14 protein-coding genes and 2 pseudogenes are annotated in these 15,589 nt (G+C 67.0%); 11 read left to right on the top strand and 5 right to left on the bottom strand.

Annotated features, from left to right (window positions below):
- Positions 1 to 153 precede the first annotated feature (153 nt).
- Positions 154 to 855 carry an EcsC family protein gene (locus J2728_RS08485; RefSeq protein WP_309998320.1) on the bottom strand — a complete coding sequence of 234 codons (702 nt, stop codon included), beginning with the start codon at positions 853 to 855 and terminating at the stop codon, positions 154 to 156.
- A gap of 51 nt (positions 856 to 906) precedes the next feature.
- Here J2728_RS08485 and J2728_RS08480 point away from each other — a divergent pair, with 51 nt between their 5' ends.
- The 7 genes and pseudogenes from J2728_RS08480 (at position 907) to J2728_RS08455 (ending at position 8,981) form a co-directional block, all read left to right on the top strand.
- Positions 907 to 1,248 carry a hypothetical protein gene (locus tag J2728_RS08480; RefSeq protein WP_309998318.1) on the top strand — a complete coding sequence of 114 codons (342 nt, stop codon included), beginning with the start codon at positions 907 to 909 and terminating at the stop codon, positions 1,246 to 1,248.
- Between the two features lie 530 nt (positions 1,249 to 1,778).
- Positions 1,779 to 3,425, top strand: coding sequence for an HNH endonuclease family protein (locus J2728_RS08475; protein WP_309998316.1), 1,647 nt, complete (start codon positions 1,779 to 1,781; stop codon positions 3,423 to 3,425).
- 182 nt (positions 3,426 to 3,607) lie between these two features.
- A complete protein-coding gene (gene hdaA, locus J2728_RS08470) occupies positions 3,608 to 4,300 on the top strand; it encodes a DnaA regulatory inactivator HdaA (RefSeq protein WP_309998313.1) in 693 nt (230 codons plus the stop codon).
- Positions 4,301 to 4,462: 162 nt separating this feature from the next.
- Positions 4,463 to 4,573 (top strand): annotated as a pseudogene (locus tag J2728_RS22265) (hypothetical protein); the annotation flags it as partial.
- A 166-nt stretch (positions 4,574 to 4,739) separates the two neighbouring features.
- Positions 4,740 to 6,968, top strand: coding sequence for an RNA degradosome polyphosphate kinase (locus J2728_RS08465; RefSeq protein WP_309998310.1), 2,229 nt, complete (start codon positions 4,740 to 4,742; stop codon positions 6,966 to 6,968).
- Between the two features lie 70 nt (positions 6,969 to 7,038).
- Complete coding sequence (locus J2728_RS08460) at positions 7,039 to 8,541, top strand: Ppx/GppA phosphatase family protein (RefSeq protein WP_309998309.1); 1,503 nt, start codon at positions 7,039 to 7,041, stop codon at positions 8,539 to 8,541.
- A gap of 158 nt (positions 8,542 to 8,699) precedes the next feature.
- Positions 8,700 to 8,981 (top strand): hypothetical protein, encoded by a 282-nt coding sequence (locus tag J2728_RS08455; RefSeq protein ID WP_309998307.1) that lies wholly within the window; start codon positions 8,700 to 8,702, stop codon positions 8,979 to 8,981.
- Between the two features lie 6 nt (positions 8,982 to 8,987).
- Here J2728_RS08455 and J2728_RS08450 read toward each other — a convergent pair whose 3' ends face one another.
- Positions 8,988 to 10,706 carry a response regulator gene (locus J2728_RS08450; protein WP_309998305.1) on the bottom strand — a complete coding sequence of 573 codons (1,719 nt, stop codon included), beginning with the start codon at positions 10,704 to 10,706 and terminating at the stop codon, positions 8,988 to 8,990.
- A gap of 141 nt (positions 10,707 to 10,847) precedes the next feature.
- Positions 10,848 to 12,017, bottom strand: a complete 1,170-nt coding sequence (gene rnd / locus J2728_RS08445; protein WP_309998303.1) for a ribonuclease D — start codon at positions 12,015 to 12,017, stop codon at positions 10,848 to 10,850.
- Positions 12,018 to 12,143: 126 nt separating this feature from the next.
- Between rnd and purM the strand changes: the two genes are divergently transcribed.
- On the top strand, positions 12,144 to 13,169 hold the full coding sequence (gene purM, locus J2728_RS08440) for a phosphoribosylformylglycinamidine cyclo-ligase (protein WP_309998302.1): 1,026 nt from the start codon (positions 12,144 to 12,146) through the stop codon (positions 13,167 to 13,169).
- Positions 13,169 to 13,750, top strand: a complete 582-nt coding sequence (gene purN, locus J2728_RS08435) for a phosphoribosylglycinamide formyltransferase (RefSeq protein WP_309998300.1) — start codon at positions 13,169 to 13,171, stop codon at positions 13,748 to 13,750. Before purM ends, purN begins: the two co-directional genes overlap by 1 nt.
- Here the strand turns inward: purN and J2728_RS08430 are convergent.
- Complete coding sequence (locus J2728_RS08430) at positions 13,747 to 14,088, bottom strand: PRC-barrel domain-containing protein (RefSeq protein WP_309998298.1); 342 nt, start codon at positions 14,086 to 14,088, stop codon at positions 13,747 to 13,749. The genes purN and J2728_RS08430 overlap by 4 nt on opposite strands.
- 158 nt (positions 14,089 to 14,246) lie before the next feature.
- On the opposite strand from J2728_RS08430, the gene J2728_RS08425 reads away from it, so the two are divergent.
- Positions 14,247 to 14,867 carry a DedA family protein gene (locus J2728_RS08425; RefSeq protein WP_309998297.1) on the top strand — a complete coding sequence of 207 codons (621 nt, stop codon included), beginning with the start codon at positions 14,247 to 14,249 and terminating at the stop codon, positions 14,865 to 14,867.
- Position 14,868: 1 nt separating this feature from the next.
- On the opposite strand, the gene J2728_RS08420 is transcribed toward J2728_RS08425, so the two are convergent.
- Positions 14,869 to 15,459, bottom strand: a complete 591-nt coding sequence (locus tag J2728_RS08420) for a YoaK family protein (RefSeq protein WP_309999430.1) — start codon at positions 15,457 to 15,459, stop codon at positions 14,869 to 14,871.
- Between J2728_RS08420 and J2728_RS08415 the strand changes: the two are divergent.
- Positions 15,352 to 15,582, top strand: a pseudogene (locus J2728_RS08415) (hypothetical protein); the annotation flags it as partial. The gene J2728_RS08420 and the pseudogene J2728_RS08415 sit on opposite strands and share 108 nt — an antisense overlap.
- Positions 15,583 to 15,589: the final 7 nt, after the last annotated feature.

The raw sequence follows: 15,589 nt of genomic DNA, 5'->3' as shown, positions 1-15,589 counted from the left end.
GATAGAGCCCCGCGAACGCTCGTAAAAGTTCCTCCCCCGTGACACGGGGGAGGTGTCGCGGAGCGACGGAGGGGGCGAACTGGAAATCGGCCGCGTTCGCCCCCTCCGGCCCTCTGGGCCACCTCCCCCGCATCGCGGGGGAGGATCTTGAAACTACCCCCCCTGCTCGGCCCGCATCCGATACGCCATCACCGCCGTCTGCCCCAGCCGCTCCACGAGCCGCCAATTCACGATCGCCCCCAGCGGCGCGCCGACGATCGGCAGGAACTGGGCCAGTTTCGCCAGGTCGATGTGGTCGCGGTACTGCTGCTGGAAGGCGCGCCAGTCGAAGTCGTCGAGGTGCGCCGGATGGGTCTTGGCGTTCCAGTCCTGCATCGCCTCCATCACCCGCGCCCGGTGCTCGGCGTCCGAGAACGCCAGCTCGAAGATGTGCAGGATGAACAAGCGCTCGCTCAGCGCCCGGCCGTCGTGGCCGAAGATGGCGGCGATCTCGAACAACAGCTTGATCTTGAAGCTCATCAGTAGCGGGAAGTCGGCCGCCGCCGCCAGGAAGCCCCCGGCCCCGGTCACCCCGCCCTCGACGGCGGCCGTCTTCTTCCAGCCGTCGATCGCCTTGGCCGCCCGCGTCCGCCGCTCGTCCAGCGAGAGGCCGATCTGGGGCGCGCCGGTCATGAAATCAGAGCCGGTCAGCATGCCCCGCGTCATGCCCTCGATCGCCGTGGTGATGGCGGCGTGGACCTTCTCGGGGATCATCCGGTTGATCCGCCGCTGCGTCGCCCGCGCCAGGCCGTTCAGCGCTCCCGGCGGCCGGAGGATCTCATCGCGCCAGGCCAGGATGTCGGGGGAAAGAGGCATGGGGTTGAGATAGGCTTTCCCGCCCCGTGGGAGAAGGGCTTAAGCTGGGCCATGACCAACGCCCAGCGCCTGACCCTGGTGCGCGCCGCGCACACGGTGATCTATGTGGTGATGGCCGGCGCGTCGCTGGTGGTGCTGGCGGCCGGGATCACCGGCGCGACCGGCCCCTGGCTGTGGGTCGCCGGCGGCCTGGTGGCGGTCGAGAGCGTGGTCTTCGCCGCCTACGGCTTCAAGTGCCCGATGACGGCGATGGCGGTGAAGTACGGCGCGACCCCGGACGGCGCCTGGGACACCTTCTTCCCCGAACGCTGCACCCGCCACACCTTCCGGGTGTTCGGACCGGTGATCCTGGTGGGGTTAGCGCTGCTGGCGGCGCGGTGGGTGTCGGGGTGATCCTTCTCCCCTTGCGGGAGAAGGGGTTGCTTGGCCGCCAAGCCCCGTCATCCCTCTCCCGTGTCATCCCGGCCGTAGCGCGCAGCGCGAAGAGCCGGGACCCAGGGGCGGCCCGCTCGGCGCTCCCGCAACTCCTGGGTCCCGGATAGCCTCTGCGAGGCTTCCGGGATGACACGAGTATAGGTGCTGGGGGCGTAGGATCCCCCTTCTCGCCCGAGAAGGAGCCATCCTTACATCTCACGGCGAGACGATCGCAGGGCTGACCAAGTCACTCAAGGACGACGCTCTGCGTCGCCGCCGCGCGGCCGCCCGGAGGGCGGTCCTTGACTGACTTGGTCAGTCCTGCACGCTGCAGCCTCCAAGAGATTTAAGGACGGGACCGCGCCGGGGCGCTGGGTCCCATGACTACGCTGTTGGGCCAGCGAATACACACTTATAGCGAGCATGCTATGACGCCCCCAACATTGAGATTACTAGTTTCAACCACTCTGGACCAACGCTAAGCTTCAGCGAATTGGGAGCGCAGATGCATGGCCTACAACGTTGTAAATTTGGATGCTCTTCTCCCTAGGGAAAACTTTGACGTTGAGGCCCCGCAAGTCTCGCTGAATCGTGACAACACCATTTCTCTAGCGACACTGCAGAACAGCTTCTTCACTCAGTCTCTGCGCAAACCAGATTTCCAGCGAGAGACAGCGCACTGGTCACCTACAAAGGTGTTCGATCTAGTCAGAGCATTTCTCGACGCTGATCTAATACCTGCAGTCATTATGTGGCAAAGTGGTCCATTCGTATTTGTTATCGATGGAGCGCACCGCTTAAGCGCATTGCTGGCTTGGATTTATGATGACTATGGCGACAAGGTCCGATCGCTTCGCTACTTCGACAATAATATTCCGGCAGACCAGCTTCGAGTGGCCGACCGAACTCGTAAGATAATTAATAAGGAAATTGGCTCGTTTGACACTTATCGCGCCGCCCTTGAGAAGCCGCGCGAAGATCTTTCCGAGACCATGCGGAAGCGTCTCGCCAACCTGAGTACTCATTCACTTACAGCCCAGTGGGTTCTATCGAACGATCCCAAGGTGGCCGAAGATTCGTTCTTCAAGATCAATCAAGCGGCATCGCCGATCGATCCCACGGAGAGCCGGATTATCAAGGCAAGACACAGCGCCAACGCGTTAGCTGCGCGTGCAATCACCCGTGCAGGCGGCGGTCACCGCTACTGGCGTAACTTCACGCAAGAGACCCGAGAATCCATCGAAGAGGCAGGCAAAGACCTCTACCGCGCGCTCTACGAGCCGCCGATGGATGAAGGCTACGTGAAATCGTTGGACGTTCCCGTGGCAGGGCGAGGATACAATCAACTGCCCTTCGTCTTTGATTTTGTGAACCTAGCCAATGCACAGAAAATCACGGACTCTACTGCCAAGCGCGCGGTGAAGGAGTCATTGCCGCCTGACATGGACGGCAATCAAACGAGAAACTACCTGCGACGCGTCAAGGAAATGACAGATCGCATTACCGGACATGGCACTAAATCACTGGGACTGCATCCGTTAGTCTATACGTATAATAGGTCAGGCACGTTTCAGCCTGTGAGCTTCTTCGCAATGGCGAAACTGCTCGAACAGTGGGAACGCGATGGGATGCTGGAACAGTTCACCCATTATCGCGGACGTCTGGAAGACTATCTCCTGAACCACCGTGAAGGACCATCCAGCATTGTCCATCGTAAAGGTAGTGGCCAGCGTAGCTTGCCATGGATGATCGATTATATTGAACTTGTTCTGGATGGATTGGCCTCCGGCCTGTCGGACGAGGCGATTACTGCTGAATTTGACAAGATGCCGGAGTGGCAGTTCATAAATGAGCGCCGAGGTCCAAGTGCCAATGGAGACAGCGAGCCCGGTGCGGCGTTCAGCCGAAATACTAAATCCGCAGCTATTATCGACAGCCTTCGAACGGCTCGTCGGTGCGCAATCTGCAACGGCTTCCTTCACCGCAACGCCGTCCACATTGACCACGAACAAGAAAAAGCCAACGGCGGCACGGCTGAATTTAGGAATGCACAACCCGCTCATCCATTTTGCGACAGCACGTACAAGCGATGGCTGAAAGGGCTCGGCGCTGATTGGGGGCCAAGCCCTTTCAGCTATGAGCGAGCCTATGGATAGCGGCAGCTTGAACTACTGAACCAGTATTTAAGCAGTTTGCTCTTTCCCCGAGAGCGGCCGCCTCGCGCCCCATCCACACCTCCCGCCCCTCCATCCCCAACCTCCCCAGCCCCGCCACCTCCCCAGCGGCGCCATACCGTCCTATATCCTGGTCCTGACGTTCACCACGCTGGGACCTCGCGTTGTCCACCCAGTTCCGACTGCCGCTGACCGCCGCGCCGACCTATGCTCGCGAGGACTTCGCCGTCTCGCCGAGCAACGCCGACGCCGTGGCGCGTGTCGAGGCCTGGCCGGCCTGGCCCGAGGGGCGGCTGGCGCTGATCGGGCCGGCGGGGGTGGGCAAGACGCATCTGGCCAGGGCCTGGGCGGCGGCGCATGACGCGGTGGTCGTCGAGGCGACCGGCGATGACGCCCCCGACCTCCCCGCCCTGCGCGGCAAGGCGATCCTGGTCGAGGACGCCGACCGGCGCGCCGAAGGAACGGCGCTGTCGGACGAGGCGCTGTTCCACATCCTCAACATGGCCGGGGTCGACGGCGGGACCGTGCTGCTGACCGGGCGGACGCCGCCGGTGGGCTGGGCGGCGAACGTGCCGGACCTGCGCTCGCGGCTCAACGCGTTGTGCGTGGCGTCGATCGAGGCGCCCGACGACGTGGTGCTGGAGGCGGTGCTGCGGCGGGCCTTCGAACACCGACTGCTGAAGCCCGATCCGGACCTCTATCCCTACCTGTTGCTACGCCTGCCCCGCTCGGCCGCCGAGGCGATCGCGGCGGCGGACCTGCTCGACGAAGCCGCGGCCCAGATGCGGCGCGAGCTGAACAAGGCCCTGGCGCGCGAGGTGCTGGGGGATTTCGAGGGGGATGAGGAGGAGGGTTAGGCGCCCTGCTCCATCCGACTACCCCGCCTTCCCAGGCCTTGTGCCTAGGACCCATCGTTCCGGCGCCGCTGAGCGGACGCGCGTCCTTCACGCCAGCGGACGCTCCTGAAAATCCCAGCCCAGCCGCGCCATGGGTCCTAGGCACAAGGCCTAGGAAGGCGGTTGGGGTGGAGGTTCGCGCTTAAATACGCGTGCCATCCCGGCCGGAGCGCAGCGTAGAGCCGGGACCCAGGGGGCGCCAGAGCGCCTCGCTTGCGGCCCCTGGGTCCCGGATAACGCCCGCGGCGTTTCCGGGATGACACGAGATTGTTTTGGAGCGCCCCTTAAGTCCCGGCTCGGCGTGCTTCGCACGGGGCCGGGATGACAGTTTTAGAGGTGTCTTCTTCCCGTCACTTGCGTCGTTCACCATGGCGGAACACACTCGGCCTATAGTGAACCCATGACCGACGCCGCGACCTTGCCGATACCCGCCGCCAATGCTCCGCAGACGGACGAAGACCACGCTCTGACGCTGGACGGCGAGCTGATGGCCTCGCCCGAGCGGTTCTTCAATCGCGAGCTGTCTTGGCTGGCCTTCAACCAGCGGGTGCTGGAGGAGAGCTCCAATCTTCGCCATCCGCTGCTGGAGCGGCTGCGGTTCCTGTCGATCAGCGCCAACAACCTCGACGAATTCTACATGGTCCGCGTGGCCGGCCTGAAGGGCCAGGTGCGCGAGGGCGTGCGGGTGATCAGCCAGGACGGCCTGACCCCCGGCGAGCAGCTGGCGCGCATCAACGCCTCGGCCGCCGAGCTGATGGCCGAGCAGCAGAAGATCTGGCGCCAGGTCCGCACCCAGCTGTGGGACGAGGGGCTGAAGCTGCTCGACGCCAAGGACATCGAGGGCGAGGACAAGGTCCGCGCCGAGGAGATCTTCAAGACCCAGATCTTCCCGGTGCTGACGCCGCTGGCGATCGACCCGGCCCACCCGTTCCCGTTCATCCCGAACCTGGGCTTCTGCCTGGCCTTGAAGCTGCGTCGCATCGCCGACGACAAGCACCTCTACGCCCTGGCGCCGATCCCCCAGCAGGTGCGGCGGTTCTGGGAGCTTTCCTCGGTCGTCTCGCGCGGCAAGAAGCGCCAGCGCAAGATCATGGCGCTGGAAAGCTTCATCATCCTGTTCCTGGACCACCTGTTCCCCGGCTACGAGGTCGAGGGCCGGGGTCTGTTCCGCCTGATCCGCGACAGCGATCTGGAAATCGAGGAAGAGGCCGAGGACCTGGTGCGCGAGTTCGAGGCGCGGCTGAAGAAGCGGCGCCTGGGCCAGGTGGTGCGGGTCAAGATCCAGACCACCATGCCGCAGGACCTGCGCGACTTCATCATCGAGGGCCTGCGCGCCGAGCCCGAGGACGTGATCCTGGTCGACGGCAAGCTCGGTTTGGCCCAGATGAGCGAGCTGATCCCGCCGGACCGTCCGGACCTGAAGTTCCCGCCCTTCAACGCCCGCTTCCCCGAGCGCATCCGCGACCACGGCGGCGACTGCTTCGCGGCGATCCGCGAGAAGGACATCCTGGTCCACCACCCGTTCGAGAGCTTCGACGTGGTGGTGCAGTTCCTGCGCCAGGCCGCGCGCGACCCGAACGTGCTGGCGATCAAGCAGACGCTGTACCGCACCTCCAAGGACAGCCCGATCGTGGCGGCCCTGATCGAGGCGGCCGACAACGGCAAGAACGTCACGGCCCTGGTCGAGATCAAGGCGCGCTTCGACGAGGAAAATAACCTCAAGTGGGCGCGCGACCTGGAGCGTGCGGGCGTGCACGTGGTGTTCGGCTTCGTCGACTGGAAGACCCACGCCAAGCTGTCGGTGGTGGTGCGGCGCGAGGGCGACAACGCCTTGCGCACCTACTGCCACTTCGGCACCGGCAACTATCACCCGCAGACGGCGCGGGTTTACACCGACCTCTCCCTGTTCACGTGCGACCCCGCCCTGGGGCGCGACGGGGGCAAGCTGTTCAACTTCATCACCGGCTACGCCCAGCCCGGGCGGCTGGAGAAGCTGTCGTTCTCGCCGATGACGCTGAAGCCCGATCTGCTGCGCATGATCGAGACCGAGGCCGACGCGGCGCGGGCGGGCAAGCCGGCCGGCATCTGGGCCAAGATGAACTCGGTGGTCGACCCGCAGATCATCGACGCGCTGTACAAGGCCAGCCAGGCCGGCGTGCAGATCGATCTGGTGGTGCGCGGCATCTGCTGCCTGCGCCCCGGCATCAAGGGCCTATCGGAGAACATCCGGGTCAAGTCGATCGTCGGCCGCTTCCTGGAGCACGCCCGCATCCTGGCCTTCGCCAACGGCGCGGCCATGCCCTCGGCGCAGACGCGCCTCTTCATCAGCTCGGCCGACTGGATGCCGCGCAACCTGGACCGCCGGGTCGAGAGCCTGGTGCCGGTCGAGAACCCGACCGTCCACCAGCAGGTGCTGGACCAGATCATGGTCGCCAACCTCAACGACGAGGCCCAGAGCTGGAAGCTGGACAGCGAGGGCGACTACGCCCGTGATCCGGCCTGGAACAGCAAGGGCGCCTTCTCGGCCCACGACTACTTCATGACCAATCCCAGCCTGTCGGGCCGGGGTCATGGGGCCCGCGACCTGCCGCGCGCCTTCGACCACGTGGGACCCAAGCGGCGCGGGTGAGAAACGCAAACTCCGTTTTCGCAAGCGGTTGAGGCTTCCCCCGCCGCGCGAATGCGTTAAACCACGCCCCATGCCCTTCCCGGCGCCGCGCGACGCGGCCGTGATCGATATCGGCTCCAACTCGGTCCGCCTCGTGGTGTACCGGCTGGAGGGCCGCGCCATCTGGACGGTCTTCAACGAGAAGGTCCTGGCGGGCCTGGGCCGCGACCTGGCCAAGACCGGCCGCCTGTCGCCCGAGGGCGTGATCCAGACCCTGCAGGCCCTCAAGCGCTTCCGCGCCGTGCTGGAGGCCGTGAACCCGGCCGAGGTCTTCGCCGTCGCCACCGCCGCCGCGCGCGACGCCGCCGACGGCCCCGACTTCATCCGCCGCGTGCGCGAGGAGACCGGCTTCACCGTCCGGGTCCTCTCGGGCGAGGAGGAGGCCCACTACGCCGCCGTCGGCGTGCTGGCCGGGGAGCCGGACGCCGAGGGCGTGGTCGGCGACCTGGGCGGCGCGAGCCTCGAGCTCGTGCGCCTGTCGGCCACCGGCGCTGGCCAGGGCGTCACCCTGCCCCTCGGCCCCTTCAGCCTGGCCGGTCCCAATGGGGGACTGAACGGCGGATTCGACGCCGAGCGCGTTCGGCGCCTCTCGCGCGAGCGGATCGCCGCCGTCGCCGACGACTTCCGCGCGGACACCTTCCACGCCGTGGGCGGCGCCTGGCGCAACCTCGCCCTGCTGCACATGCGGCTGTCGGGCTACCCGCTGCACGTCGTCCACCAGTACGAGATCAGCGCCGGCGAGGCTCTCGAGGCCGCCCGCCTGGTCGCCCACCAGTCCAAGAGCTCGCTCGAGCGCATCGAGGGCATGAGCAAGAAGCGCTCGGAGACCCTGCCCTACGCGGCCGTGGTCCTGGAGACGCTGATCGGGGAACTGGGCCTAAAGCGCATCGAGATCTCGGCCTATGGCGTGCGCGAAGGCCTGCTGTTCGAGGCCATGCCGCCGCGCGTGCGAAGCCTGGATCCGCTGATCGAGGGCTGCTCGGCCCTGGGCGCCCGCCAAGGCGTGGCCGACGACCTGGGCGCGGCCCTGGACGCCTGGATCGCCCCGGCTTTCCGCGAACTGCCGCCGCTGTTCGGCGAGCGCGACGGCGTGTTGGTCTCGGCCGCCTGCCGCCTGGCCGATGTCGGCGCGCGGCTGCACCCCGACCATCGCGCCGACCTCGTGTTCGAACAGGTGCTGCGCGCGCCGATCGCCGGCCAGACCCACGCCGAGCGGTGTTTCCTGGCCGCCGCCGCCCACGCCCGTCACGCGACGAACTTCCACCCGCCCGAGATCGCCACCCTGGAGCGACTGCTCAGCCCCGCCCAGCTGAAGCGCGCGCGGGCCCTGGGCGCGACCATGCGCCTGGCCTGCGATCTCTCCGGACGCAGCCCCAGCCTGCTGGCCCACGCCCGCCTGGGCCTCGACAAGGCCCACCTGATCCTGGCCGCCGATCCGGGCTTCGCCGACCTTCTGCTGGGCGAACAGACCAACAAGCGCGCCAATACCGCGGCGCAACACCTGGGCTTGAAACCTAAGATCGTCGCAGGTTGATCTCAGGCAGAGATCAACAAGAGATCATGTTTAACTCGGTCTTTATTTCCTCAATACGGGGAAGCCGACAACTTGCCGCACCCTTGATGATGTTTTTCGGCATGCTTTGTTAGGCATGCCCGCCCTAGCCTTCCTCAAAGACAAAGGGAGGTTCCCGGATGCTGAAGCATCGCACCCACTACCTGGACGCCATCGGCCCCCTGCCCAGCGCCACGCCGCGCTTCGAGCCGCGCGTCGTCCCGCGCCCAGCCAACGACCAGGACACCCCGGTCGCCAGCGCCGCTCGTGTCCTGCAAGCCGATATCGCCCGCGCCTTCGCGGCCAAGGACGGCTGGTCCGTGCGCCAGACGGTGGCCGCAGGGGTGGTGTTCCATCTCGGGGTCTTCTGCGCCCTGGGGCTGGCGGCCGGCGCCGCCCTGGCCCAGCTGGCGCGCGGCTAGAAAAGCCTACAGCGCCTCGCCAGCGTCGCCGAACAGCGCCACGTAGAGGTCACGCGGCTTGACGGGCTTTTCCACCCAGCCCGTCATGCCCGCCTCGCGGCAGGCGGCGATCTCGTCGGGCGAGGCCGCCCCGGTCACCGCGATGATCGGGGTCTCCCGGTTGGCCCCGCCTTCGCGCAGCCGGCGCGAGGCCTCGAGCCCATCCATCCCCGGCATCCGCACGTCCATCAGGATCGCGTCGAACGTCAGCTCCTCGGCCGCCGCCAGAGCCGACAGCGCGTCTTCGGCGGTTTCCACCTCCGCGCCAAACGCCTCCAGCATCCGAGCCAGGGTGCGGCGGTTGATGTCGTGGTCGTCCACGACCAGCACCGACAGCGCGCGGCTGGACGTGGCGAGGGCCGCGGCTTCAGCGGCGTCGACGGCCGGCGGCGGCGCGCCCTCGGGGGCCGGCAGGGTCAGCCTGAAGCAGGCCCCGCGGTCGCCACCATTGGCCGCTTCCAGGTCGCCGCCCATCAGGCGCGCCAGGTCGCGACTGATCGCCAGGCCCAGTCCGGTTCCGCCGAACGCCCGCGCCGTCTTCAATCCCAACTGCTCGTAGGGGCTGAACAAACGGGCGATCTGCGCCTCGGTCAGGCCAGGGCCAGTATCGCGCACCTCGATCGACACGAAGCGACGAGCGTCCCGCGCCGAGGTGGCGACCGTCACCGTCACCTCGCCCTCGGCGGTGAACTTGATGGCGTTGCTGATCAGGTTGTTGAGCACCTGACGCACCCGCATCGGGTCGCCCCGCACCCATTGCGGGCTGGCCGAGACGCCTCTCAGGGTCAACCGCAGGCCCTTGGCGCGGGCGGTGTTGCGCCAGAAGCGGACGGTGTTGGAGATCAAGGCCCTCAGGTCGTAATCCACGACATCGACGCCCATGCGCCGCGCCTCGATCTTCGACAGGTCGAGCAGGTCGTTGAGCTGGGCGCGCATCATCAGGCCCGCGTCGGCGATCAGCGCGGCGGCGGAGCGGTCGGCCTCGCTCCCCCCCTCCAGAGACGCCGCGCCGTTCACGATGGCGTTGATGGGCGTGCGCAGTTCGTGGCTGACCATGGCGATGAACGCGGACTTGGCGGCGGTCTGAGCCTCGGCGGCCTGGCGGGCGGCCCGCTCGGCCAGCAGTGTGCGGCGAGACCATAGAAAGGTCAGCGACACCGTCAGATAGAATAGGCCAACCCCAAGAACGAAATGCGGCACGAAGGGATCGTGGCGATACGCTCCGACGACGAATGGCGTGATGACCAGATACGCCAGGTGTGGCGTGGCGGCGCAAAGGAAGGCGATCAGGCAGCCCTCCGCCCCCATCAGCGCGGTGAATACCGACCCTGACAGCAGGAGGATCGCGCCCGCGGAGGTCACCGGCGTCCCGGCCTGCCAGAACGGAATGGCCAGCGCTCCAAAGACGACGGCCATCGCGAGATCGACGAGCAGATTGAACCAGACGCGCCGCTCGGGCCGAGGCGCGGCTAGAAAGCCGCGGATCGCGTGGAACTCGATCAGCTGCACGGGCCCGTAGACCAGGACCCACGGCGCCAGGAAAGGCATGCCGTGCAGCGCCAACCCGATGAGACAGAGACAGATAGCGACGAAGATGCGGAGCGGGATCTGTTGGCGGCGCGAAATCGCGGCGGCGCGATAATCGCCCGCTAGACGCCCCCAGAACTCACGCAACTCAACCCCCACAGGCGCGCCTAGCCCATTACGGCGTCTCTCATACCGACAACCTAGCCACAAGTCCGGTGGCGAATAACGCCAGGGCTCGATTCGGGTACGGCGGCGCCCCGTTTCGGGGAGAAAAGAAGGGCCGGCTCGCGGTGGAGACGATCAGTTCGCCTTGGGCGCGCGCCGGACCTCGACCACACGCACCTTGGCGCCGTCGAGAACCAACGCCAGCTCGCCGCGCTTGATCTTCAAGGCGTCGGCCCCGAAGGCGTCGCGCCGCCAGCCGACCAAGGCCGGGGTGGCGGCGTTGTCGTCGGCGGCGATCTTCTCCAGGTCCGAGACCGTGGCGATCAGCTTCGAGGCGACACCCGCCTCTTCGGCTCGCGCCTTCAGCAGGACCTTGAGCAGCTCGACGACGGCGCCGGCGTTCTGGGGCGGCGGGGGACCGGGCTTGTCGACGACCGGGGCGTAACCTTCCGGATCGGCGAGAGCGGCCTTGATCGCGGCCAGCAGGTCCGGACCGAACTTGCTGCCGCCAAAGCCCTTGGGCACGCCGCGCAGATTGTTCAGGGCCTCCAGGCTGGTCGGAGCCTGGGTCGCCAGCTCGTCGATGGCCTCGTCCTTCAGGATGCGGCCGCGCGGCTGGTCGCGGTTTTGCGCGGTGCGTTCGCGCCAGGCGGCCACGGCCTTGAAGACCGCCAGGTACTTGGCTTGCGTCTTGCGCGGACGCAGGCGGCGCCAGGCCTTTTCCGGATCGACGTCATAGGCGGCCGGGTCGGAGATGGCGGTCATCTCCTCCTCCACCCAGGCCAGACGGCCCGAGGTTTCCAGGCGCTCGCGCAGGGTCGGGAACAGCGCCGCCAAGTGCGTGACGTCGGCCAGGGCGTAGGTCAGCTGAGCCTCGGTCAGCGGCCGACGCGCCCAGTCGGTGAAGCGGCTGGACTTGTCCAGTTCGATGCGCAGCATCTGTCGGACCAGGGCGTCATAGGCGATCTGCTCGCCAAAGCCCGCCGCCATGCCCGCCACCTGGGTGTCGAACAGCGGCTTGGGCATCGCCTTCAGGTTATTGAAGATCTCGACGTCCTGACGGGCGGCGTGGAAGACCTTTAGAATGCGCTCGTCGCGCATCACGGCCAGCAGGGGCTCGAGGTCGATATCGTCGGCCAGCGGGTCGATGACGGCTTCGTGCGTGGGCGACGCGACCTGGATCAGGCACAGCTTGGGCCAGTAGGTCGTCTCACGCATGAACTCGGTGTCCACCGCGACGAAAGGTTCGCCCGAAAGCGCATTACAAAACGCCGCCAGCTCGGCGGTGGTGGTGATCGGCTTCATCCGCTGCTAATAGCCTCGCGCACCCCCGAGTCTGCAAGCGTCAAGACGCATGAAGCTGGGCCGGGACGCAAAATTTCCGCGAGTTCGGAGGATTTTCCCGTCCTCCGAGAGACTAAGAGCGAGCGAATGAGCGATCAGCCCAACGGCCTCACCTATGCCCAGGCGGGCGTCGATATCGACGCGGGCAACGCGCTCGTCGACGCGATCAAGCCTCTGGCCAAGGCTACTCGCCGCCCTGGCGCGGAAGCCAGCCTGGGCGGTTTCGGCGCCCTCTTCGACCTGAAGGCCGCCGGTTATGACGATCCGCTGCTGGTCACCACCACCGATGGCGTCGGCACCAAGCTTCGGATCGCCATCGACGCGGGCATGCACGCCACGGTCGGCATCGATCTCGTCGCCATGTGCGTCAACGACTTGCTGGCCCAAGGCGCCGAGCCGCTGATGTTCCTGGACTACTTCGCCACCGGCAAGCTGGACGTCGAGATCGCCAAGAGCGTGGTCGCCGGCATCGCCGAGGGCTGCAAGCTGTCGGGCTCGGCCCTGGTGGGGGGCGAAACCGCCGAGATGCCGGGCATGTACGGCGACGGCGAATACGACCTCGCCGGCTTCTCGGTCGGCGCCGTCGAGCGCGACGGCGTCCTGCCCAAGCTCGACAAGCAACGCGCCGGCGACATCATCATCGGCCTGGGCTCGTCGGGTCCGCACTCGAACGGCTATTCGCTGGTGCGCCGCGTGGTCGAGCGCTCGGGGCTTTCCTGGGACGCCCCCTGCCCGTTTGAAGACGGCAAGACCCTGGCCGAGGCCTTGATGGCCCCGACCCGCATCTATGTGAAGTCGCTGCTGCCGCTGCTGAAATCGGGGCGAGTGAAAGGTGGGGCGCACATCACCGGCGGCGGCCTGATCGAGAACCCGCCGCGCGCCATCGCCGAGGGCCTGGCCGCCGAGTTCGACTGGAACGCCTGGGAAATGCCGCCTGTGTTCGACTGGCTGGCCAAGACTGGAGGCATCTCAGAGCACGAGATGCGCCGCACGTTCAACTGCGGTGTCGGCTTCATCATCATCGTGGCGCAGGCGGACGCCGAACCCGTGCTCGCGGCCCTGCTGAACGCCGGCGAGGACGCCTTCATCTGCGGCCAACTGGTCAAGGCTTGATGCGCCAGAAGACCAAGGTCGCGGTGCTGATCTCGGGCCGGGGCTCCAACATGGAGGCCCTGGTTCGCGCCGCCAAGGCGCCGGGTTGCCCCTTCGCGATCGCTCTGGTGCTCGCCAACAAGCCCGACGCCAAGGGCCTGGAGATCGCCGCCCAGGCTGGCGTCGAGGCGCTGTGCGTCGACCAGAAGCCCTTCGGCAAGGATCGCGAGGCCCACGAGCGCGCGATCGACGCGGCCCTGCGCGAACGCGGGATCGAGGTCATAGCCCTGGCCGGCTACATGCGGATCCTCACCCCGTTCCTGGTCGACGCCTGGGAAGACCGGATGCTGAACATCCACCCGTCCCTGCTGCCCAAATATCCGGGTCTCGACACCCACGCTCGCGCCATCGCGGCGGGCGAGGTCGAGGCCGGCTGCACGGTGCACCTGGTCACGGCCGGCGTGGACGAAGGCCCGATCCTTGGCCAGGCCCGCGTGCCGATCTTGCCGGACGACGACGACCACAGCCTGGCCGAGCGCGTCCTCGAGCAGGAGCACCGACTCTACGCCGACACGCTGGCGACCTTCGTCAGGACGCTCTAGACGACGTCCACGGGGACTTCGAAGTAGCGGTTGGATTGCTCGTCCCACGCGTAGTCCGCGCTGCGAATCTGCGCGCGATCATAGCTTGGGGAGCCCTTGAACCGATCCTTCGCGACATCGGCGTGAAACGCCTTGGCCATGGGGTCGTAGCGGACGATCGACCACGGGACGGGATGATACTTCCCGGACGCGCCGACCAGTCCCGGCGCCTCCACGATCAGGAACTCGATCCGTCCCGTGTCCAGATCAACAAAGGTCTCGCGAATGTGGCCAAGCTTGTGGCCGTCCCGCCCGACCAGTTCCTGGTCCAGGATGTCCTTGCTCTTGGTGAGTGGCATGAGGTCCTCGCTCGCGGCTCGTGGTCGAGCCCTTTCACCAAGAGATAGCGTCTTGGGTGGCCACAGGTTTCCTGCCCGACGCGGTGGGACCGCGTGTCGCACGCCGTAAAGGCTGTTGGGTCAGAACTTCGTCACTTTGTTTCGGCATACCAGCCCGCATGGACACCTGGATCGCCGATCTCTCTCGAGTCGCCGCTGACAACGCCGGTTTCGCCGGCGCGATCCTGTTCGCCTTCACCTTGCTGGAGGCCCTACTCGTGGTGGGCCTCTTGATCCCCATCCTGGGCGTCATGCTGGCCGCTGGGGCGCTGGTGGCCCAAGGCGTGCTGCATCCGGTCGAGGCCATCCTGTGGTGCAGCGCCGGGGCGGCCGTGGGCGACGCCATATCCTACATGATGGGGCGAGGCCTGGGTGGCCGGCGCGCCTCGCGCTTCCTGTTCGCCGGCAAGCGCCGCCTGCTGGCGCGCGCCAAGCTCCTGACCCGCCGTCACGGCGTTCTGGCCATCGCCGCCGCGCGCTATCTGGGTCCGGCGCGTCCGTTCATCCCGATCCTGGCGGGCATGTCGCGCACGCGCGGCTGGAGCTTCCAGATCGCCAACGTGCTGTCCGCGCCCGTCTGGGTGGTTTCGCTGTTGGCGCCCGGCTATCTGGCCGCTCGCAATCTGGAGCTGCTGCGCACGGATCCCGCGGTGGCCATCGCCCTTCTTGTCGCCGCCGCGGCCGTGATCGGAGGCGGCTGGGTCATGGCGCGTCGGATGAACCGCGTCCAACCGGCCTAGGCTAGACCGACCGCCAACGCCGCTCGGCCCACAGGGCCGCGCCGATCACCACGCTCACCGCCACCCAAAGCGCGGCCGGGCCGACGGTGACATAGGTCAGGGCGCCCAGCGCTCCGCCAGCGGCCAGTCCGGTCCACAGGAGCACGTAGCGCAGCCAGTCCGCCGGCTCGCCGCCCACCAGGGCGCCGGCGATGCGCTGACCGGCCTTGACCAGGGCGCCGGTCATGTAGGTGAGACCGACCGCCACGTCGCCATTCTTCTGGAACACCGCGTTCTCGGCGCCCATGGCCATGGCGACGGCGGTGATCCCGGCCGGCCCGTGGCCCAATCCAAGCAAGGTCGCGCCGGTCGCCAGCAGCACCGCCTCCAGGACCAAGACCGGCGAGCGCCGGTTCTCGCCAAGGGCGCGAGCCGTCAGCGCCCCCAGCACGACCCCCGCGACAAATGAGGCCACAAGCGTCAGCACCGTCGCCACCGCGGCCCAATGGCCCGTCGCGAGCCCCACGCCCAGCCGCGTGGAATTGCCGCTCATGAACGAGACGAAGAAGCCGCCCAGCTCGAGAAAGCCGATCGCGTCGACATAGCCGGCCACGCCAGACAGCGTGACCGCCAACATGACCTCGCCCCGTCCATAGGACTTCATCGCCAGACCTCGCCACAAAAGAAAACGGCCGGATCGTCACCGATCCGGCCGTTCTTAGTCATCCGAAAAGTCAGACCAG

This window comes from Caulobacter segnis (genome assembly GCF_031454995.1).
Taxonomy (GTDB): Bacteria; Pseudomonadota; Alphaproteobacteria; order Caulobacterales; family Caulobacteraceae; genus Caulobacter; species Caulobacter segnis_E.
The sequence above is the reverse complement of the archived record's forward strand: the minus strand, read 5'-3'. Positions and strand labels throughout refer to the sequence as shown.